19 protein-coding genes and 1 other annotated feature are annotated in these 21,171 nt (G+C 42.1%); of the genes, 3 read left to right on the top strand and 16 right to left on the bottom strand.

Annotated elements, in window-relative coordinates; all coding sequences use genetic code 11:
• Positions 1-22: 22 nt before the first annotated feature.
• The 3 genes from argS to KJS58_RS11410 all read right to left on the bottom strand — a co-directional run bounded on the left by argS (position 23) and on the right by KJS58_RS11410 (position 3,450).
• Entirely contained in the window at positions 23-1,720 is a 1,698-nt protein-coding gene (gene argS, locus KJS58_RS11420; RefSeq protein ID WP_213532631.1) for an arginine--tRNA ligase, read from the bottom strand.
• 53 nt (positions 1,721-1,773) lie between these two features.
• Positions 1,774-2,034: a binding site (T-box leader), on the bottom strand.
• 53 nt (positions 2,035-2,087) lie between these two features.
• The gene (locus tag KJS58_RS11415; protein WP_213532630.1) at positions 2,088-2,924 is read right to left on the bottom strand and encodes an alpha/beta fold hydrolase; all 837 of its coding nucleotides are present in this window, start codon (positions 2,922-2,924) and stop codon (positions 2,088-2,090) included.
• A 178-nt stretch (positions 2,925-3,102) separates the two neighbouring features.
• Positions 3,103-3,450 (bottom strand): four-helix bundle copper-binding protein, encoded by a 348-nt coding sequence (locus tag KJS58_RS11410; protein ID WP_213532629.1) that lies wholly within the window; start codon positions 3,448-3,450, stop codon positions 3,103-3,105.
• A 358-nt stretch (positions 3,451-3,808) separates the two neighbouring features.
• Between KJS58_RS11410 and ggt the strand changes: the two genes are divergently transcribed.
• The gene (ggt, locus tag KJS58_RS11405) at positions 3,809-5,455 is read left to right on the top strand and encodes a gamma-glutamyltransferase (protein WP_213532628.1); all 1,647 of its coding nucleotides are present in this window, start codon (positions 3,809-3,811) and stop codon (positions 5,453-5,455) included.
• Between the two features lie 36 nt (positions 5,456-5,491).
• Positions 5,492-7,123: an L-lactate permease gene (locus KJS58_RS11400; protein ID WP_213532627.1), complete on the top strand. Its 1,632-nt coding sequence runs from the start codon at positions 5,492-5,494 to the stop codon at positions 7,121-7,123.
• Positions 7,124-7,205: 82 nt separating this feature from the next.
• Here the strand turns inward: KJS58_RS11400 and KJS58_RS11395 are convergent, their stop codons facing one another.
• Positions 7,206-8,228, bottom strand: coding sequence for a CobW family GTP-binding protein (locus KJS58_RS11395; RefSeq protein ID WP_249717197.1), 1,023 nt, complete (start codon positions 8,226-8,228; stop codon positions 7,206-7,208).
• A 172-nt stretch (positions 8,229-8,400) separates the two neighbouring features.
• On the opposite strand from KJS58_RS11395, the gene KJS58_RS11390 reads away from it, so the two are divergent.
• Entirely contained in the window at positions 8,401-8,922 is a 522-nt protein-coding gene (locus KJS58_RS11390) for a MogA/MoaB family molybdenum cofactor biosynthesis protein (protein ID WP_213532728.1), read from the top strand.
• Positions 8,923-9,074: 152 nt separating this feature from the next.
• On the opposite strand, the gene KJS58_RS11385 is transcribed toward KJS58_RS11390, so the two are convergent.
• From KJS58_RS11385 to rny, 12 genes are all read right to left on the bottom strand, one after another.
• The gene (locus KJS58_RS11385) at positions 9,075-10,085 is read right to left on the bottom strand and encodes an acrylyl-CoA reductase family protein (RefSeq protein WP_213532626.1); all 1,011 of its coding nucleotides are present in this window, start codon (positions 10,083-10,085) and stop codon (positions 9,075-9,077) included.
• Between the two features lie 367 nt (positions 10,086-10,452).
• The gene (locus KJS58_RS11380; RefSeq protein WP_213532727.1) at positions 10,453-11,898 is read right to left on the bottom strand and encodes a nicotinate phosphoribosyltransferase; all 1,446 of its coding nucleotides are present in this window, start codon (positions 11,896-11,898) and stop codon (positions 10,453-10,455) included.
• 55 nt (positions 11,899-11,953) lie between these two features.
• Positions 11,954-12,499 (bottom strand): cysteine hydrolase family protein, encoded by a 546-nt coding sequence (locus KJS58_RS11375; RefSeq protein WP_213532625.1) that lies wholly within the window; start codon positions 12,497-12,499, stop codon positions 11,954-11,956.
• Positions 12,500-12,524: 25 nt separating this feature from the next.
• Entirely contained in the window at positions 12,525-13,322 is a 798-nt protein-coding gene (locus tag KJS58_RS11370; RefSeq protein WP_213532624.1) for an NUDIX domain-containing protein, read from the bottom strand.
• A gap of 98 nt (positions 13,323-13,420) precedes the next feature.
• On the bottom strand, positions 13,421-13,828 hold the full coding sequence (locus tag KJS58_RS11365; protein WP_213532623.1) for a PaaI family thioesterase: 408 nt from the start codon (positions 13,826-13,828) through the stop codon (positions 13,421-13,423).
• Between the two features lie 121 nt (positions 13,829-13,949).
• A complete protein-coding gene (locus tag KJS58_RS11360) occupies positions 13,950-14,399 on the bottom strand; it encodes a YlbF/YmcA family competence regulator (protein WP_213532622.1) in 450 nt (149 codons plus the stop codon).
• A 57-nt stretch (positions 14,400-14,456) separates the two neighbouring features.
• Entirely contained in the window at positions 14,457-16,010 is a 1,554-nt protein-coding gene (gene miaB, locus KJS58_RS11355; RefSeq protein WP_213532621.1) for a tRNA (N6-isopentenyl adenosine(37)-C2)-methylthiotransferase MiaB, read from the bottom strand.
• Positions 16,011-16,236: 226 nt separating this feature from the next.
• On the bottom strand, positions 16,237-16,809 hold the full coding sequence (gene pduL / locus KJS58_RS11350; protein WP_213532620.1) for a phosphate propanoyltransferase: 573 nt from the start codon (positions 16,807-16,809) through the stop codon (positions 16,237-16,239).
• Positions 16,810-16,924: 115 nt separating this feature from the next.
• Complete coding sequence (locus KJS58_RS11345) at positions 16,925-17,914, bottom strand: dipeptidase (protein WP_213532619.1); 990 nt, start codon at positions 17,912-17,914, stop codon at positions 16,925-16,927.
• Between the two features lie 118 nt (positions 17,915-18,032).
• Positions 18,033-18,293 carry a stage V sporulation protein S gene (locus KJS58_RS11340; protein ID WP_213532618.1) on the bottom strand — a complete coding sequence of 87 codons (261 nt, stop codon included), beginning with the start codon at positions 18,291-18,293 and terminating at the stop codon, positions 18,033-18,035.
• A gap of 241 nt (positions 18,294-18,534) precedes the next feature.
• A complete protein-coding gene (locus tag KJS58_RS11335; protein WP_213532726.1) occupies positions 18,535-19,332 on the bottom strand; it encodes a TIGR00282 family metallophosphoesterase in 798 nt (265 codons plus the stop codon).
• Positions 19,333-19,426: 94 nt separating this feature from the next.
• Complete coding sequence (gene rny / locus KJS58_RS11330; RefSeq protein WP_213532617.1) at positions 19,427-20,977, bottom strand: ribonuclease Y; 1,551 nt, start codon at positions 20,975-20,977, stop codon at positions 19,427-19,429.
• Positions 20,978-21,171 lie beyond the last annotated feature (194 nt).

Genomic DNA, 21,171 nt, shown 5'->3' with positions numbered 1-21,171 from the left:
TCCCTCCCTGAACGATAATAACTTACATACGTTCCGGTGTTTTCACTCCAAGCAAGGTGAGGATCTGATGAATCCGTTCACCTGACACTTGTGCTAGATAAAGTTTATACTCCAGCTCTTGCGGTTCACCGTCCAGAAAACGTTCATGATGATATAAACGATTGAATAATTGAGCCGTATCAATAACATACCTCGCGAGTATGGAAGGTTCTTTTAAACAGACTGCTTTTTCAAGATACTCCGGGTATCTGGAGAGATGCTTTAACAAATTCCAAGCAGCATCACTTATTGATATTTTATCTAACGATATAGAGGACCTTGTATTGCCCCCTGGAACGATTCCCTGTGCTTTTGTAAGCAGGCTTTGAATCCTCGCATACGTATATTGCACATACGGGCCTGTTTCTCCTTCAAAACTAAGCGCCTCTTTGAGTGAGAAATTAACTTCATTTAACCGATGATTTTTGAGATCTCCAAATACAATCGCTCCTATACCTACTTGCTCCGCTACCTCTTCTGCATTTGGCAGATTCGGGTTTTTTGAATTGATAATTTCACGTGCCCGCTGAACAGCTTCATCAAGAACCTCCTCCAGAAAAACGACTTTCCCCCGTCTCGTGGACATTTTGCGCCCTTCAAATTTCATTAAACCAAACGGAACATGGATGAAGTCTTCCGCCCAAGGCTCGCCCAACTTGCGAAGAACTGCGATGACCTGCTGAAAATGAAGCTTTTGCTCCGCACCGACTACATAAAGAATTTCATCTGCGCCCATTACTTCACGGCGATAAAAAGCGGTTGCGAGATCTCTTGTAGGGTAAATCGTCGTACCATCCTGCTTAATAATAAGACATGGCGGCAATCCTTCCTCTTCCAGCGGGACAACGAGCGCTTCATCGCTTTCGATAAGAAGACCCGACTCCTGGAGCTTTGTCACAATTCCTGCCGTTTTATCAATATAGAAGCTTTCGCCAAGAACATGGTCAAAGTCTACACCAAGACGCTTATACATCCGTTCAAATTCCTGCATACTGATCTTGACAAAATAATTCCACAACCTAGTGGCTTCCTCATCACCTTGTTCTAATTTGCGAAACCATTCTCTTGCTTCTTGGCTGAGCGTCTGATCATGCTCTTCTTCATCGTGAAACTTCACATATAGGTTAAGTGATTCTCTTATGGGCTCTTTGGCCAGTTTCTCGTCATCCCCCCATCTTTTATAAGCCGCGATTTGTTTACCAAATTGGGTTCCCCAGTCTCCAAGGTGATTTACATTTTCTACGCTGTATCCTGCGATTTCGTACATTCGATATAGAGCGGCACCAATCACTGTTGAACGAAGATGGCCTACTCCAAAAGGTTTAGCTATGTTGGGAGAAGACATATCAATGACTACTTTTTTCCCTTCTCCTATAGAAAGCTTCCCAAAGTCCGGATGACTTAACTGAGCGAATATAGCCTCGGCAGCAGTACTCCGCTGAAAAAAGAAATTAACATACGGACCCGCTGCCATTGCGGTTATCCCGGTTTCTTGAATAGAAGCTGCTAGTTCAGCTGCTATAATAACAGGTGATTTTTTTAGAGATTTAGCCAGCAAAAAACATGGAAAGGCAACATCCCCCATTTCAGGATGGGGCGGCTGTTCTAACATAGCTTCTATCTCTTGTGCAGTCATATCAACATGTAAATCTAAAATCCCAGCTATCTTTTTTGTTAACATCCTTACTACACTCCTTTAAAATTGGATATCAAAAAAAGCCCTCATCTCTGTTTATCAGAGACGAGAGCTATTATTCCCGCGGTACCACTCTATGTGAATAGATCAACCATTCGCTTCTGCAAAAAACATAACGAATAAGGAGTATCTATTCCCCTTATATGCGGGTAACGTCCACATGACCGGATACGCCTACTTCGATTTCGGCATACCATCTCCCAAGTGCGTTTCATACCAGATCCTGCATACCGGCTTCCACCAACCCGGTTCGCTAACAATACGGTGTCCTGGATTACTCTCTTGATCATCGATTGTATAATTTTGTAATATTATATATTTAGTTTCTGCAAAGCGCAACCTTTTCGAGGGATTATTTTTGGCTAAATTTCACGAAATCTTTGAATGCTTCTTCTTCCTCTATGAACGGATTATGATTTGATTTATTAAAAATCGTAAATTTGGCATCAGGTATTAATGTTGCTATTTCAATACCATATTCGACCGGACATTGTGCATCAAATTTTCCTGCAAACACGTAGACCGGAATATGTACCTTTTTTAATTGTTCACGATGGTCAAAGTTTTTAACTTCTACTTTTCTAAAATAATCAAGACTTCTCCCCATGGTTCGTCCACTATTTGGAAGTGTTAATGCTTGCTTTAGTTTTTCCTCGGAATGATACGACATTAAAGCCCATTCGTAGTTCAATTTTTTACGTTCTTCTTGTAAAGTATTTGGGTTATTAAGTAACTCCATAATTTCAATAATCCGCTGAAAATTCTCGTTTTTCGAACAGTACATGCTTCTTGGATGGCTAGCATATTCGTTACTTGCAGCGGTACATCCAGCAATTACTTTCATTAGCGAATGGGGTGCTTCAATGGCATATTGTAGTGCAAGCATTCCTCCCGTTGAATGACCTGCGAAAGCCCATTTTTCAAATCCTAACGCTTCTCTAATCGCTTCAAAATCTTTAACCATTTCTTTCAAGCTTAATTGACTATCGTGTTCAACTTTGGCGGAATTCCCCGCTCCCCTTACATTAATTAAATGCACCTTATATCGTTCAGTAAATGGACTCGCAAACAAATTTCCGCGATCATCGAAAGCCATATAGAAATGTGTAATTGCTAATGGTTCTCCTTCTCCACATATAAAATACTCAAATCGCCCCCTGCTCGTTTCAACAAAGTTTCCTTTCCACACGATAGCGAACTCCTTTCTGAGTTTCCTGCACCTTTAAGCTTATGTTAGAGACAAGTTTATAGTATTAAATGTAAATAGATAGGGATATTCTATAGAATCTCACAAAAAAAGCAGAACAAGGATTAAACTCCTTCTTCTGCTGCTTCTCTTCCTCGCTCATATACAGGAAAACAACCCATCATACAGCCATGCTCATTGTTGAGCAGATCTCTGCACAGCGGCGGCAAGCTTCTGCACTACTTTGGCAATGAGTATGTTCAAATTTCTCACTTTCATTTGCACATTGTTCACAAGCTTTTACGACAAGAGCCAAAATTTCTTGTTCAAATACCGTTCCACGGCTAAGGGCTGCTGCTGCAAAACTGCAGATTTCGGCTGCTTCTTTATTATATTTCATGCTTTCACATAGGGAAGCTAGATCATATTCTTTTAAGCTGGATACATAGCATTTATTACACGCATTCATTGCTTCAATACATGCTGCAATTTTGGTTTGCTTTTCGATCTCTAAGTTTGTCAATGTCATTATGATATACCTCCGTGTATTCGCTATTTGTTCTTCTATTACCCGAAGAACGGATACGCTAATCAATATGCAATAGCAACCGCGAAAATTCGACCATTTATGAGATAATGTCTTCTTATGCTGTAAATTTCTACTCCCACTTAATTAAAGCCTCTGAGCATCTCCTGAGATTGTAGCCTTACTTATCTTACTATGCACTTACTAAGCCTCTTTGTTGCCTCTTCATAGTGAATTCACAAAATTGACCATGTATTTTATGATTACCTCTCTTTATGTGGGGTAATATGTCGAAAGTCCCTGTTTATGTCAAAGGACCCAGTATTGAAACACCTACTATTCACAGAAAGGGTGAGATTGAATGACATTCCATTATGAAAAAGGTGGTTCTCATGCTTCGATGATAACAGGTAGACCACCTGCTACGGGAACTCGCGGAGCAGTGACATCCCCGCATTATTTAGCAACCATCGCGGGCTATGATATCCTTCGACGAGGTGGACATGCAGTTGATGCGGCAATTGCAATGAATCTAACACTTTGTGTAGTTTATCCGCATATGGCGGGTCTTGGTGGAGATCTGTTCTCTTTACTGTGGGACAACAAGAAGAAGGAAATACGAGCACTTAATGGAAGCGGTTCTGCATCGAAGCTGGCAACTCGGGAGTTTTACAACGAGAGAGGGCATAAAAAGATTCCAAGCCGCGGTGTACTGTCAGCGATCACTGTCCCCGGTGCAGTAAATAGTTGGAAAACAATGCATGATGAATATGGTAAACTCCCTTGGGAGTCCCTGTTTGAATCAGCAATTTATTATGCGGAGCAAGGATTTCCTGTTTCACTAAAGCTCAGCCGATTTATTGAGCGGTTTCAAGATGAACTTTCAGAGCATAAAGAAGCTGCACGTATTTTTTTACCTGATGACAAACCCCTTGCGCCGGGCGAAATCTTAAAGCAAACAGATCTTGGACATTCGCTGCGACTACTGTCGAAGCAAGGAGCAAGTGTCTTCTACAAAGGGGAACTGGCTGATGCGATATGTGATGGCGTGAAGAAGGCGCGGGGAATGTTGTGCAAGGATGATTTCTCTTCTCACCAAGCACAATGGGAAGAATCTATATCTACAATGTACCGCGGTTATGAAGTACATCAAACACAGCCAAATACACAAGGTATGGCAGCACTCATGATGCTCAACTATCTTGAAGAATATGATATGAATGAGATCGGAGATCAGACACCGGAATACTATCACCTTATGGCAGAAGTGGCAAAGCTGGCTTTTACATTTCGAGATCGTTATGTAACAGACCCCCGAACGATAGATATTCCGCTTGAAGATTTACTAAGCAAGCAGCATGTAAAGGAAACGAGTGAACAGATAAGCAAAGAGACAGCTGCGGATAAAGAAGACCACTGGGACTTAGTTATGAATAGAGATACTGTATACATGGCTGTAGTGGACAGTGAAGGTAACGGGGTCTCTCTAATTGAGAGCATATTCCATGAATTCGGGTCGATGTTTATTCCAGAAGGCACAGGTATTTTACTCCAAAATAGAGGTTCATTCTTTTCACTCGATGAAGACCACCCTAACTCTCTTGAACCAGAAAAGCATACTTTTCATACGATTATTCCGGCTATGGCATTAAAGGACGGAGATCTCTTTATGTTGTATGGATCAATGGGCGGAGAAGGACAACCTCAGACCCAAGCTTCGCTTGTTACCCGTGTTATTGATTATGGATATGACATTCAGCAAGCGATTGAAGCACCACGATGGTTATACGGGAGAACCTGGGGAGAAAATACCGAATCCTTCAAATTAGAGTCGCGTGCGACGTCAGCCGTTTTCGAGGTATTAAAGACAAAAGGACACGATGTGCAGCTAGCTCCGGAATGGGCTGAAGAAATGGGACACGCTCAAGGTATTGTAATCAATAAGAACAAAGGCAGTCTTTCAGCGGGGGCTGATCCCCGAGGCGACGGCATTGCCCTAAGCTGGTAACAAGATTTGTCTATCTTAAAAAAAGGAGGACTATCGTTGGATCATCAACTTCCTATTACATTATCGTACTGGACGTTATCACTGTTACCGCTAATCGCACTTCTTGTTATGATGGTGTGGTTTAGCTGGTCTGGCGCCGTATCCGGTGGTATCGCTCTAGCCCTGTCGTTAGGTATTGCTTTTATTTTCTTTAACGTTCCGTGGGATACTGCTCTCGTTGGTATAGGCAAGGGAGTATGGGATGCGTTCTTTATTTTACTCGTCGTATGGCCAGCACTGCTCATTTATCAAGTGGCAGATAAAGCTGGTGCTTTCAAGGCGATTCGCAAAGGAATTGAAAAGTATAGTCAAAACTACCTGTTCCTCGTCCTGGCATTCGGATGGATATTTTCCTCCATATTGCAAGGAATTGCCGGCTTTGGCGCCCCTATTGCGATTGTGACTCCACTACTTATTGGGCTTGGAGTCAAACCCTATATGGCTATTGTTATCGCTTTAATCGGACATGCCTGGGGCAAAATGTTCGGTACCCTGGCAGTTGGATGGATGGCGACACTCAATGTTGTTGACATCGAGAATCAAACGGAATCATTACTCTATCATGGGATTTTACTATGGATACCAAATCTGCTAGGTGGATTTATGATTTGTTATTTATTCGCCAAGTGGAAGGGAATTCGCGCAGTGTGGCCCTTTGTCTTCGTTGTATCCCTGATTCAAGGAGGAGGACAATTAGCCTTGCTCCAGGTGAATCCTACAATCAGCGCCTTTGTTCCCGCAACATTATCTTTAGGTGCAGTCATTGTATTCTCACGCTTTACACGTTACAAAGAACGGAACGAAGAACTTGAAAATGCCAGTTCAATTTTCGAGAGTCCAGATGAAGATGATTCAGAGGTTAAGATGCCGCTTCATACTGCATTCATGCCTTATTATGTACTGACAGGTCTCTCGATCGCCATGCTCGGAGTTCCTTTTATATTAAAGTTTCTCGAATCTGTGGAATTTGGTTTTGCATTTCCAGAAGTGTCGACTGGGTTTGATTACACAACGGAGTCGGAAAGCGCTTACTCCCCTATCGCACCATTCACCCACCCAGGACTTTATTTATTCATTTCAAGTATTTTTGGCTACTTCTGGTACAAAACAAAAGGCCATTATAAATCCTTGACTAGCGAAGGAAAGAACCCCTTACAAGTAATCGGAAAAGGGACAGCATCCGAAGCATTAGGTGCATCCATGGCTATTATTGCATTTCTTACGGTGGCGCAGACGATGGAACATTCAGGTCAGACGAATGTGCTTGCTCTTGGGATTGCTGCTGTCTCATCACCTGTCGTATATGCTGCGCTTGCCAGCATGATTGGTGTAGCAGGTGCATATATTACTTCTTCCAGTACATCCGCAAATGTTCTATTTTCACCACTGCATGCTTCTGTCGTGGAATCCATGGATGGGTTAAAACTGGAACAAGTTATTGCTTCTCAATCCGCAGGGGGTGCGGTAGGTAACGTCGTTGCCCCAGCCAATATTATTCTAGGTACATCGACTGCTGGGATTAAGGGTAAAGAAACAAAAAAGATTTATAAACCAACACTCATTTTCCTTGGTATCTGTACTGTTTGTATATCTGCAGTCGCTGTGTTGTTCCACTTGATGTTTAATTAACTCTGAACTTTATAATGAAAAACATGCCCGCAGTCCGACTGACAAAGTCAGTTTCGCTGCGGGCTTTTCTTTTACGAGAATACTAAATCGAAGAATCCCGACTATTATCATGTTCTAGCTGCCGTAATGACTGCTCTATCTCTGTTTTTGAGAAATGTTCTCCGATAAAAACACCTACATCTTCTAAACGATCGCTGCTTCGGAGCTTCGTGAAATCTGTTTCACGATAAGCGAACTGGAACAAAAACCGGCTGTTGGTATCCGAAAAAGTAACAATTCCTTTTGCACGGTAGATATCTCTTGGCAACTGCTTTAGCCATGACTCGAACTGTACACTATTAATGGGTTTTGAGAAATAATGAGTATAGGCCATTACATGATCATGTGAATGAGTGTGACTAGATTCTGAGCTGTTATGACTCTCCTCTTGTGCGGATTCAGAACGGTGATCGGCAGACACGCCCGGAAGTTCATTCTCTCTTAAGATCGCTGTAGGCGGAGTGGCACAGTAGTTCGTCAGATGAATCTCAGCATGCGGATTCCATCTGCGTATACATTCTACCAGCTCCTGACGTTCCTCTTCCGTCACAAGATCAATTTTGTTCAGCAGCAATTGAGAAGCAGCACGAATTTGCTCTTGCATCAATCGGAACGTTTTTCCCTTCTGCTTCCTGTACGTATCTAGTAAGTGAATACTGTCTACAACAGAGATTAATTCCCTGATCTGAAGTTTCACATATAAGGACGTATCCGCAATCCCATCTAAAATTTCCACTGGATTTGCGGCTCCCGTTGCTTCGATCACAATCACATCGGGAGATGAACTCTGTACCAATTCCACGAGCTGCGGAGCAAGGTCACCTCGTACAGAACAACAAATACATCCTCCAAGTATTTCAGCCATGCTTACATCTTTTCCAATGATTTCACCGTCAAGGTTAACCTCCCCCAGCTCATTCATTACAACAGCAGGAGTCATTCCTTTACTTTTCCAATACGCAAGCAGCTTCACTAGTAATGTTGTTTTTCCGCTTCCTAAAAACCCAGATAAAATATATACAGGTATTGTCTTATTGTCCGTAGTTTGCTCGGGTGTCATCTTCATTCCTACTTCCTTCCCAACTGGTGCATTTCATTTTACTCAAAGAGTACATGATTCTGTTATTCATTAAGTAGCTGCTTCGTCTGTCTTACTACTATCTGACAAATATCCACTTCGTTTGCGTCTCGTGAAGTAATCGTCTAAAGTAGATTCATATCTTGAATTTGGAGGATTGATCTTTATGAATTCTGTCGAAGAGCACAAACAGAAGGCACCGCCTAGTGTAAACTGTATGGTCATTACGGTATCGGATACACGTACCTTAGATACAGATACTGGCGGACAGCTCATGCAGGAACTTCTCCTTACAAACGGCTACGCTGTTGTCGATTATATCATTATCCCTGATGAGACGGCTACTATACAGTCCGTGATTCATCAAGCGGTAATGAGAGATGATATCGAGGCTATTTTATTAACTGGGGGAACGGGAATTTCACCACGTGACAATACGTACGAAGCAGTACACTCTTTGCTCGACAAGGAACTTCCCGGATTCGGGGAAATATTCCGATACCTTAGTTTTACTGAGGATATCGGCACAGCTGCTATTCTAAGCAGAGCAGTTGCGGGTACAATCGGTTCGAAAGCTGTATTTTCAATGCCAGGATCGAGGGGTGCAGTCAAGCTCGCTATTACCCGAATTATTGCTCCAGAATTACGTCATGTTATGCGAGAGATATATAAAAATAGTTAACTAATTGAAATATAAAAGCAATTAACTAATTGAAATACAAAAACAAGGCAACTGTCGCTAGCATCCGTTGCCTTGTTTGTTTAATGAAAGTAGAAGCGAGCTTAGCTCATTCGTAAAGCTCTTTTTAAAAGTACCTTGGTAGTCTTCTTATTCTACGACAACTTCACAACGGTACGTCCTACCGCTTTACCATCCAAAATGCGACTTAACGTGGCTGGCAGTTCTTCCAGCGAAATTTCATTTACGCCCAGTTGCAGCGCCGATTTGGGTTTCCACTCTTTACCGAGATGTTTCCAAAGCTGAGCACGTCTTTCAGCCGGACAATATACAGAATCAATACCGATGAGCTGTACCCCGCGTAAAATAAATGGAATGACACTGGATTCAAACTGATAACCGCCTGTCATACCAGAGAGAGCCACGCCTCCCCCGTATTTCACAGATCCAAGCACACTCTGCAGCATTTTGCCTCCTACAGGATCGACTACCCCTGCATAACGTTCGGCAGATAGAGGACCTTTTCCCTTCTCATAAGCTTCTTCTCGCGTTATTACCTGCGTTGCTCCGAGCTTCTGAAGTAGTTCCTCTTCCTGTTCTTTCTTCCCTGTACTTGCGGTTACTTCAAAGCCAAGGGCTGACAGAATGGAAATCGCCATACTTCCAACACCCCCGCTCGCACCAGCTACAAGAACTGGACCGGAATTTTGGTTTATACCTGTCCGCAGGAGACTCTCTACTGACATCGCAGCCGTAAATCCTGCTGTGCCAATCGCCATCGCTTCTTTCGTTGTTAAACCCTCAGGAAGAGGTACCAGCCAATCTCCAGGTACTTTCGCATAAGGACTATAACCGCCAAAGTGTTTTACACCCAGTTCATAACCTGTGGCGAGTACCTTATCTCCTTTTTTGAATCTATCGTCTGATGACTGAGTAACGGTCCCTGCGAGATCGATCCCCGGAATAACAGGATATCCACGAACAACTTTTCCTTCTTCTATGCTAGCCAGTCCATCTTTATAATTGACACTGGAGTACTCTACCTTAATCGTAACATCTGCGTCAGGCAAGTCAGCTAATGTGATGGGTTCCAGCCCTGCCCGAAACCCATTGTCATCCTTACGAACCATATATGCTTGAAACGTCTGTTTGTTTACTTCGCCCATTTCTCCATCTCTCCTCTTTATCTATTCTTGTATCCTTTACCTGCACCATTGTTACATAACTTACTACTATTTTCCATGAGTTATATAACAACTGTATTTATTAAAATTACCCTATATATAAGGTGAGAAACGCATGGACCCCATTCTACTTCTATATGACTAAGTCCGTAGTATTTTGGCGGGAAATGCCAACTGGTGCGCTTTCCCGAGAAATAATTTTTAGAGAAATGAAGCAATTATTTCCCGGGTAAAAATCAATGAGTGTACTATAATCGAAAAAGGCCGCCTTTAGGGCGACCTTTTTAATAATTATCTTCACATGAATCAACTTCACAACTCATTGAAATTGAATCACTTATGAATTCATTTAGGAATGAATATAGTCCGAAATCATTTTTTGTTTTAAATTCCATGCAGCTGGGCTAATGTTTACCCGGTAGATTTCCGGATTTAACTTACGCAAGTATTCTGGCCAGAACATATTAATCTGCTCCCGATGATACTCGCGAATTTGTTCTAGCGTAGGAAGTTCGTACACTTTCTTTCCTTCGACAAATATAGGCTCAAGCATAGTAACCACATCGTAATTTTTAATCGTCTTTTTCATGTAAGGATGTACGGGATTAAATAATTGCAATGGTTCTTTCTGCTTAGGCTGTTCATCGTCAGGATAGCAGATATAATCAGCGATGGCTTTGTTCGTTTTAGGGTCTACAAGCCGGTACACTTCTTTTTTACCGGGAGTTGTTACCTTCTCGGGATTTGCAGAAATTTTGATTGTCGGCTGCATGCCCTCTCCTACTTCACGTTCTACTAACTTATAGACGCCGCCAAGTGAAGGCTGATCTGCTGCTGTAATGAGCTGAGTACCCACGCCCCAAGTATCAATCTGTGCCCCTTGAGCTTTTAGATTGAAGATGGTGTGTTCGTCCAGATCATTAGAAGCTACAATTTTAACATATGGAAAACCGGCTTCATCAAGCATTTTTCTTGCCTGAATAGATAGGTAAGCAAGGTCACCGCTATCGAGCCGAATCGCATTCATTTTCTTACCTTGGGCTTCCAGTTTCTTAGCTGTCTCAATGGCATGAGGCACACCGCTTCCAAGGGTATCAAACGTATCGACGAGGAGTGTGACCTGGTCTGGCATTACTTTTGCATAGGCATCAAATGCCTCCTGCTCACTTTCAAAACTTTGTACCCAAGAATGTGCATGCGTACCTGCTGTTGGAATACCAAACTGCTCTCCAGCAAGCATGTTCGACGTCGCATCAAAACCTGCTACATAAGCAGCACGTGCTCCCCATATTGCCGCATCCGCTTCTTGTGCTCTTCTTGTCCCAAACTCTAGTAATGTATTGTTGCCGGCAACTTGTTTAATTCGAGAAGCTTTGGTAGCGATCAGTGTTTGATAGTTCATAAAGTTTAAGATCGCAGTCTCAACAAGCTGGGCTTCCATAATATTTCCTTCGACGCGGACTAGCGGCTCATCCGGAAATACGAGTGCTCCTTCTTTCATTGCGTAAATCGTGCCTTGGAAAGTAAACTGCAGCAATTCTTCAAGAAATGCCGGATCATAATTTTCCTCCTGGCTGGATAAATACGTAATGTCCTCCATTGTGAACTTGAGGTTACTAATATAATGTACGATCCGTTCAAGTCCTGCAAAAACGGCGTAACCATTTTTAAAAGGCAACTTGCGGAAATAAGCCTCAAATACGGCTTTGCGTTTGTGAGTTCCATTCACCCAATGCGCATACATCATATTAATTTGATATTTATCCGTATGTAATGCCAGGCTTGTGGTTTGCATCTGTCTCATCCTCTCAGGCCTCTTGTGAAGCCACAAACAATTTCATTGGTATGATTTACTCGGTATGCTTCGTCACGGTTGCACCCAGACTATTCTTAAAATGTCCTAGTGCCCACACATGACCTTCTGCATTAAAGCTTGCAGTTGCATCCTCATATACTGTGATGGAAAAACCTTTGTTGTATGCATCAACTGCAGTATGGAGTACGCATATATCGGTGCATACGCCAATCAAATGAACCTCGGTAATTCCGCGTTCACGCAGTTTCATCTCAAGATCCGTGCCCGCAAAGGCACTATATCGTGTTTTATCCATAAAATAAATGGATTCTTTATTGTGCTCGTACAATGTGCCGAGTCTGCCGTATAGTTCTCTCCCCACCGTATTTCGAATATTATGGGGTGGAAATAACGAAGTTTCAGGATGAAAGTCATCTTTCTCATCATGCAAATCAACGGCCATTACAACATAATCCTGCTGATTTATAAACTCTTTTGTAATGTCCACGACCCTTTCCTCAATAGCGATTGCGGGTTCCCCTACGGGTAAATTACCATCCACAAAATCTTTTGTGTAGTCAATGACGATCAAAGCTTTCATCCTTTTCACTCCTATTCTCTATTCTTTACGTATAAATGGATAGTCTTGGCCTCAAGTCAGTAAACCGGTAGAGCTGAGCAGGACGCTGAGAATACTGATTAGAGCTAAGCGGGTTCCCCTCTTCATCTCTCACTTCTTCAATAATTCCCTTGCGGCTTCTCGTTGAAGTAATTTTGCGAATGAAGTTTGGTTCCTCAAAATCAGGAACAACACTCTGAATAACCTGATATAACTCACTTAACGTAAAATGCCCAGGCAAAAATTGCCTTGCAATGGTTGTTTGCAGCATCTGCTCTTGTATCCTTCTATAGGCATCTTCTATGATCGTTCGATGATCGAAGCCAAGTTCCAACTTTTGCAGTGCTTCTTCGATGGTAAATAGCCCTACTTCTTCGGCGTCATCTGTTGCTTGCCTATGTTCAAGCATCCACTCTTCCACGAGAGCAAAAAATGCATGAGAGATAATCCAACCGCGCGGATCTCTTCCTGGTTGACTATATACCCCAAGATACTCTAGATGTCCGCCATCTACACCGGTCTCTTCCATGAGTTCACGTTTTGCTGCATCGTAAATAGATTCATTCTCTTGACAGAATCCGCCTGGCAGTGCCCATTTTCCAGCAAACGGCCAAGATTTACGTTTAATCAGCATCACCTTCAGCTCTCTAATAGGAAGAGTCTTGGTAACCGTCTTACGCTCACGCTTCGTTAATGTAAACATGACAATATCAGCAGGTACACCATCAGGTGTCCGATACTTCTTTTTGGGAAGCATACGATCCGGATCATTGTCTTCTGCAAAATGGTTGATTTCTTCGTTCATCTATTATCACCGCTATGATTTCATTTTGATATTTTCATTATGACATCATTATCTTGTTTGTCAACCATATCCATATGAAGGTAAGCTAATCCTGCCTACTACTTATTTTTAGGTATAACTAAACGGAAGGAAGCTGTAGCCATGCAGCCCAACACGCCATCTGCGTTTTTTACTTCTGCTCTTGTTGTTAAACTTCTTCCCGCTTCATGAATCACTTCAGCGGTTACCAAAAGTTCCCCTTCATGCATCGGTGCTAAATAATGAACGTTTAGATTTGTAGTAACACAGTTATCACTTTGTTTGCTCGCTACCGCTACCATACCCATGGTTTGATCCATTAGGGATGATAAGACTCCTCCATGAATGATTCCCATAGAATTCGTATGTTTTTTCTCCGCAATCATAGAAACCGTAACTTTGTTTTCTGTAGCTTGGATCAATTTGCAGCCTAATAGTCCCCAAAAGCGGTCATCAGCATCTTGAACCATCTGTTCGATTATCTTCATTGTGTAACTCCCCTCATGCTGTTCGTGCTTTAGAATACCCTGTATTCTATGCTCTACTCTTGTCATTAACATTAATTATACAGAAAAAGAGCACGGAAACTTTTCCGCACCCTCTACTGTATTAATCACATCGTGATGGAGGTGCATCCGTTCCTGTCTCCACGTTTACTTTCTCGGAGACCGTATCGTGGATGACTGACATCACAAGCTGTAATAAATAGTTTATATCACTCTGGCTTTGTTGAAATTCAGTGACTAGCGGAATACCATCAATCTCATCCTGCAGTTGCTCGATCTCAGCTTCAATCTTAGCAACCATTTCTTTATTTTGAAATGACTCAAAAGCTACAATTTCTTTCTGTTTCTTTTTCATCTTTTGGATGAGTCCTTGTATTCGCTCATGTTCTTGAATTTTAGCCTCAGCTTGTTTGAAATGTTGAACTTCTTCGCTCGTACCAATTAAATCAGCGAGCTCTTTGGCCTTATTCATAATATCATCGCGTATAATGAGATCCCGCGTTCGAAATGAAGGCATACCATATTGATTGACTTTCTGTTGATCGCTTTCCATAATGATCGCTCCATTCTGTTAGGTTGGCTCATAATGCAATGTATCTCTAGTTGTATATTAGTTATTCGCCGCTTGTGGTAAAGGGAGCCATTCACCCTTGATATACCACGATTTAGCATCTGTAATTTTCACTTGTACAAAAGTACCGATTAATTCTTTTGGTCCTTCGAAATGAACAAGTTTGTTTCCGCGAGTTCGACCAGACAGTACTTCGTCATTATTCTTGCTTTCTCCTTCTACAAGAACTTCGACAACTTGTCCTTTCATTCGCTCGTGTGCTTCAAAGCTGTATTCTTGAACCGCTTTGTTCAATCGTTGAAGACGTTCTTTCTTCACTTCCATCGGAACGTTGTCTTCCATTACGGCAGCCGGCGTTCCTTCACGAGGTGAATAAATATAGGTATATGCAAAGTCAAATCCCACTTCCCGAACGAGTGACAGCGTATCTTCAAACTGTTCATCTGTCTCCCCAGGGAAACCAACAATGATGTCCGTAGTCAGGACAGCACCAGGGATGGTTTGTTTAATTTTGTGTGCAAGTTCCAGATAGCGTTCACGAGTATACTTACGGCTCATTTTTTTCAGCACTTCCGTACTTCCCGATTGCACCGGAAGGTGAATATGTTCCACCAGGTTTCCGCCTTTGGCAAGTACTTCAATCAGATGATCGTCAAAATCACGCGGATGCGAAGTAGTGAAACGCACTCTTGGAATATCAATCTTGCGAATCTCGTCCATGAGATCACCGAAACCATACTTTATATCCGTAAAGTCTTTACCATACGCATTCACGTTTTGCCCTAGCAGGGTAATCTCTTTAAAACCTTGGCGTGCTAGGTCACGGACTTCCGCAATCACATCTTCAGGCCGGCGGCTGCGCTCTTTACCGCGCGTGAATGGAACAATGCAGTAAGTACAGAACTTGTCGCATCCGTACATAATGTTGACCCATGCGCGTAAACCTTGGCGTTTCTTAGGCATATTTTCAATAATATCGCCTTCTTTGGACCACACTTCAACGACCATTTCCTTGCTAAAGTATGCTTCTTTGATTAGATAAGGCAGTCTATGAATATTATGTGTTCCAAAAATCATATCGACAAAGCCATGCTTCTGCAGGATACGGTTTACTACATTTTCTTCTTGTGACATACATCCACATACACCAAGTAACAAATCCGGTTTCTCGGTCTTCAAATGTTTCAGATGACCTAATTCTCCGAATACCTTGTCTTCGGCATTTTCACGGATGGCACAAGTGTTTAAAAGAATAATATCCGCTTCCTTACGATCTTCGGTCGGCTGATACCCCATCTCTTCCAGCATTCCTTTAATCGTCTCTGAATCATGTTCATTCATCTGGCATCCATAAGTATATACCAGATAATGTTTACCTTTACCGATCGCTTTCAGTTCCTCAGGAATTGCATTATCATACAATACCTCAATATTCTCTTTCCCCCGTTGTTTCTCGCGTTTCTGATTAGGCTCCGATATAATATTGATTTCACGTCCACGAATTCGGATCTTCTTACCGAACTCATCCTCAGAGAGAACTTTTGCATCCGAAAAATCAAAATACTTGGAGTAATCCTTTGCATCTTTCGTCATGGTAGATCGGTCACTCCTTACGCTAAATCTATTTCGTATTTCCTATCCATTATCGATCATCAATATCCAACTCAAAAAGGCATTACACCAAATTATATCATGATTCACAATCCATATCTACCGTACTTCCCCATCATAAAAAATACAAAAAAAGGGTTGTCCCCTCTGGATTAAAAAATCCACTCGGAACAACCCTTGCTTAATTCGTACTTATAAGGACGGATGCTTAGCCAATAATTTCAGCTACATCACCGGTTTTAGCACCAGCTGCATTTGCTTCGTCTGTATCGATATGCATATCAAGAGCAAAGGATTCAGATACTCGTGCAATGACATTTTCCAGAACAAGACCACGTTCTCCACCAAGGCGAACTTTTAGCATATCTTTATCTTTAATGCCCCATTTTTCTGCATCAGAAGTATGGAAATGAATGTGTCTTGCAGCTACAATCACGCCTTCTTCCAAAGTTACTTCGCCTGCTGGTCCTTTTAGAGTAACACCAGGAGTACCTTCAATAGATCCGGATTCACGAACTGGCGCTTTTACTCCAATTGCAAAAGAATCGGTACGAGAAATTTCCAATTGGCTTGCCGGACGTGCCGGTCCCAAAATTCTCACTTTATCAAATTGGCCTTTTGGTCCAATAACAGCAACGGTTTCGTTCGCTGCAAATTGTCCAGGTTGGGACAACGGTTTAAATTCAGTCAATTGATATCCAGCTCCGAACAAAGCTTCCACATGTTCTTGGGTTAGATGGATGTGACGTGCAGACACACCTACTGGTACTGTTTTAGTCATTTCAAATAACACTCCTTAATTCTCTGTCTATATATTTGGTCCGTCCTATATTATACCCACATTAAGACCGAATTGAAAAGGCATCCTTCACTTTCCGTTCTTTTTAGTCTATAAATTAAGGTTTCTCCATTAAATTTTCACATAGAAATGAAAGCACATTATCATACATAAACTGTCTGACTAACGTTTCGGAGTAGTGTTTCAGCAATAGTTCTACAAGATCAGGATACTTACCAGGATGTTCAAGACCTTCTATCCACTGATGGATACCATCGAAGTCCGATCCAAACATGATATGGTCTGCCCCTCCCAAAGAACAAACATGATCGATATGTTTTAAGAGATCTGCTTTTGTTACTTTTTCTTCCTTTTTCACAAACCAAGGAACAAAGGTCATCCCGATTCGTCCATTCAGCGCAATGATCGCACGAATCTGATTATCTGTAAGGTTACGAGGGTTCGGACAAATCGTTCTTGCATTAGAATGGGAAGCGATAATTGGCCGTTCCGTCATATCGGTGAGTTCCCAAAACCCAGCCTCTGATAAATGAGATACATCTATGATCAGTCCTATATCATTACATTTCTTAATGAACATTCTTCCCTTATTCGTGAATCCTCCATTTCTTTCTTCCAAAATCCCATCTGCAGCCCAGTTCGCATAATTCCATGTGACACCAATAAACCGCACACCCTTATCATAAATGAGATCAAGATAAGATAGATTGCCTTCGAGGCCATCCACACCTTCAAGCGATAACAAACTCCATATCTGATTCCTATTCTGCCATTCATCTTGGTTAATAAGATTTCGGAGATCCTGTGCATCTTGTTTCCATCGTAAAGGCCGTAAACCCAGCTCACTGCTTTTTTGTTCCATTAGCCTCTCATATATCTCTATCTGCCTATAGACATGTTCAAATCGCGGCGTACCCAGTCGCTCGGATAGATAGATCGCAAATGTTTGAAGCGCCACCTTTCCCTCTAATAACCTACTCATCGTAACATCGAGTTCAGAATCGTTTAGGAAATCAAGACTCGGTTCAAACTGCATTTTATACAGTACATCGCAGTGCATATCAATAGCAGGAATATGTAACTTCATAGGAGTAACCCCCTTCACCTTCTTAGCATTACTGCTATGAAACTTATCATGTCTTTATTCTTACGCAAAAAAGCCCATTTGCACTACCAAGTGCAAACAGGCTAAGACTACTGCTTATTTATCTGGGTTCTACAATCAGTTTAATTGCTGTCCGGTCTTCCCCGTCGATTACGATATCCGTAAAGGCAGGGATACAAATGAGATCAACTCCGCTCGGTGCCACAAATCCCCGGGCAATGGCTACTGCTTTTACTGCTTGATTAAGAGCTCCTGCACCAATCGCTTGCAATTCAGCATTTCCGCGTTCTCTAAGAACACCTGCTAATGCACCTGCGACTGAATTCGGATTGGACTTGGCTGAAACTTTTAATACTTCCATGGTAAGTACCTCCCCTGGGAATAGGATGATGGATTGTTTCCACGACATGGTCCAACATGTGATAAATGCAGTAACTTAACTGAATCTCTCGGCCTCTTTAGCTCATGCAATAGTCCGCCCGGTTGTTTTAGCTTGATCTTCTGAATGAACAGACTCTAATAAATGTTATTCGCGAGAATGGAAAAGATTCCTTCTTTTTATCAGGTGCAGAGGCCTGACTGAAAGAGATCTGTAAAATCCTTTATTCCATTCTCCATTCATCTTCAACTAACCGGATTTTTTCAATCTTTGTTGCTCTACCCGTGTTCTCATCGATATCAATGAGTACCGCGTGGAAATGCCATTTTCCTTCGTCCACATTAAAACGTACTGGCAAACTAGTTAGAAATTTATGAAGTACAGCTTCCCGTTCCATACCCAAAATTCCATCTTTTGGTCCTACCATCCCAACATCCGTAATCGCAGCGGTACCTTCCTCTAATATTCGCTCATCATTAGTTTGCACATGTGTATGTGTACCTACAACGACCGAAGCTCTGCCATCCAAATAATATGCCATCGCAATTTTCTCGGATGTTGCCTCCGCATGAAAATCTACCAGAATACATTTATGTTTCTTCTTCAGCTCGTCCACCAGTTCATCCGCTTTACGGAAAGGATCATCTAGCGCCGGTAAAAAGGTACGACCTTGTAAATTAACAATAGCCAGTTCTTTACCATTAGCTTTGATTACAGCATGGCCTTTACCTGGTGTGGAGTCTTCTGGAAAATTAGCTGGACGAATCAAGCGAGGTTCATCATCAATAAATTCAAAAATATCTCGATTGTCCCAAGTATGATTGCCCATCGTAATTCCATGGACACCCCAGTCGAAGAATTGTCTGGCAATGGACTGAGTTATGCCTCGGCCCGATGCTGAGTTCTCACCATTCGCTATGATGATATGAGGATTATATTTTGTTTTGAGTAATGGAAGGTTTTCCTTCAATGCTTTCCGACCAACGCTACCAACGATGTCTCCAATAAATAAAACTTTAATGTGTATTGCCTCCTTTTAACCTATATACGGAAAAATTAATCATCTATGAATGAGAAAAGTGGCCGAAGCTCGGCCACTTTTCTTCGTTTCATTCTTATTTAGCGTATTCCACTGCACGTGTTTCTCTGAGGACCGTTACTTTAATATGTCCTGGATAATCTAATTCGTTCTCAATCATTTTCGAAATATCGCGTGCTAAGCGGAACGCTTCAGCATCATCGATCTTATCCGGTTGTACCATAACGCGAATTTCACGACCTGCTTGAATCGCGTACGATTTTTCAACTCCATCAAATGATTCGGAGATTGCTTCTAGTTTTTCCAAGCGTTTAATGTAAGTCTCTAGTGTCTCACGACGTGCACCCGGTCTTGCAGCAGATAATGCATCAGCTGCTCCAACCAACATTGCAATAACAGAAGTAGCTTCTTCATCACCATGATGGGATGCAATACTATTAATAACAACAGGATGCTCTTTATATTTTTTCGCTAATTCCACGCCGATTTCCACGTGTGAACCTTCCACTTCGTGATCGAGTGCTTTACCAATGTCATGCAGCAGGCCAGCTCTTTTGGCAAGTACGATATCTTCGCCAAGTTCTCCAGCCATCAGCCCTGTCAGGTAAGCAACTTCCATCGAATGCTTCAACACGTTTTGTCCATAGCTTGTACGGAATTTAAGTCGTCCGAGAATTTTGATTAAATCTGGATGTAAACCATGAACTCCTACCTCAAAGGTAGCTTGTTCACCGTATTCGCGAATACGTTCATCCACTTCTTTACGCGATTTTTCAACCATCTCTTCAATCCGTGCAGGATGGATTCGTCCATCCGCCACTAATTTTTCCAAGGCGGTTCTTGCAATCTCGCGACGAATTGGGTCAAAGCCAGAGAGAATAACTGCTTCCGGAGTATCATCAATAATGAGATCAATCCCTGTAAGGGTTTCAAGTGCACGAATATTACGGCCTTCACGACCGATAATACGTCCTTTCATCTCTTCGTTAGGCAGTGTCACGACCGATACGGTAGTCTCGGCAACATGATCAGCTGCACAACGCTGGATAGCCAGTGTAATAATCTCGCGGGATTTCTTATCCGCCTCTTCTTTCGCTTGTTGCTCGATATCTTTAATCATTTGAGCCGTTTCATGACGAACTTCTTGCTCTACATTGGACAGAATGATGCTCCGAGCATCTTCCATCGTCAGATTGGAGATTCTTTCAAGCTCCGTTACCTGACTCTTGTAGATTGTTTCAATTTGTTGCTGTGTCTCATCAATTCGCTTCTCTTTGTTGGCCACTTGTTCTTCTTTGCGTTCCAAGGAATCCATTTTTTTATCCAGCGATTCTTCCTTTTGCAACAATCGTCTTTCTTGTCGTTGAATTTCATTTCGACGTTCACGAATGTCTTTTTCAGCTTCGGTACGAACACGATGAACTTCATCTTTTGCTTCAAGTACCGTTTCTTTCTTCAATGCCTCTGCATCTTTTCTCGCATTTTCTACGATTTGGACTGCAGCTTCTTCAGCACTGGAAATTTTAGCTTCAGCTAAAGATTTGCGAATAAAATATCCGGCAAGGAACCCAATAATCCCAAAAACTAAAGCGGCAACAACGAGAATTAACCAGGCGATAGCACTCATTCTGTTCACCTCCCCGTTGATTCCTCCAAGGGATTTCTCCTTGGGATATTCATGTTTTTGTTTGCATTTCAAGACTACACATTTACAAAAAAATCCATACAGTGAAATTCACTGTTTCTTTTTTTGTACACGCCAGGGCATGTACACTCTACCGCCGCAGGACATGGCGGACTTACACTACTGCCTTTATACAA

The organism is Paenibacillus sp. J45TS6 (assembly GCF_018403285.1).
Lineage (GTDB): Bacteria > Bacillota > Bacilli > Paenibacillales > Paenibacillaceae > Paenibacillus.
This window is presented reverse-complemented; position numbering and strand designations above follow the sequence as displayed.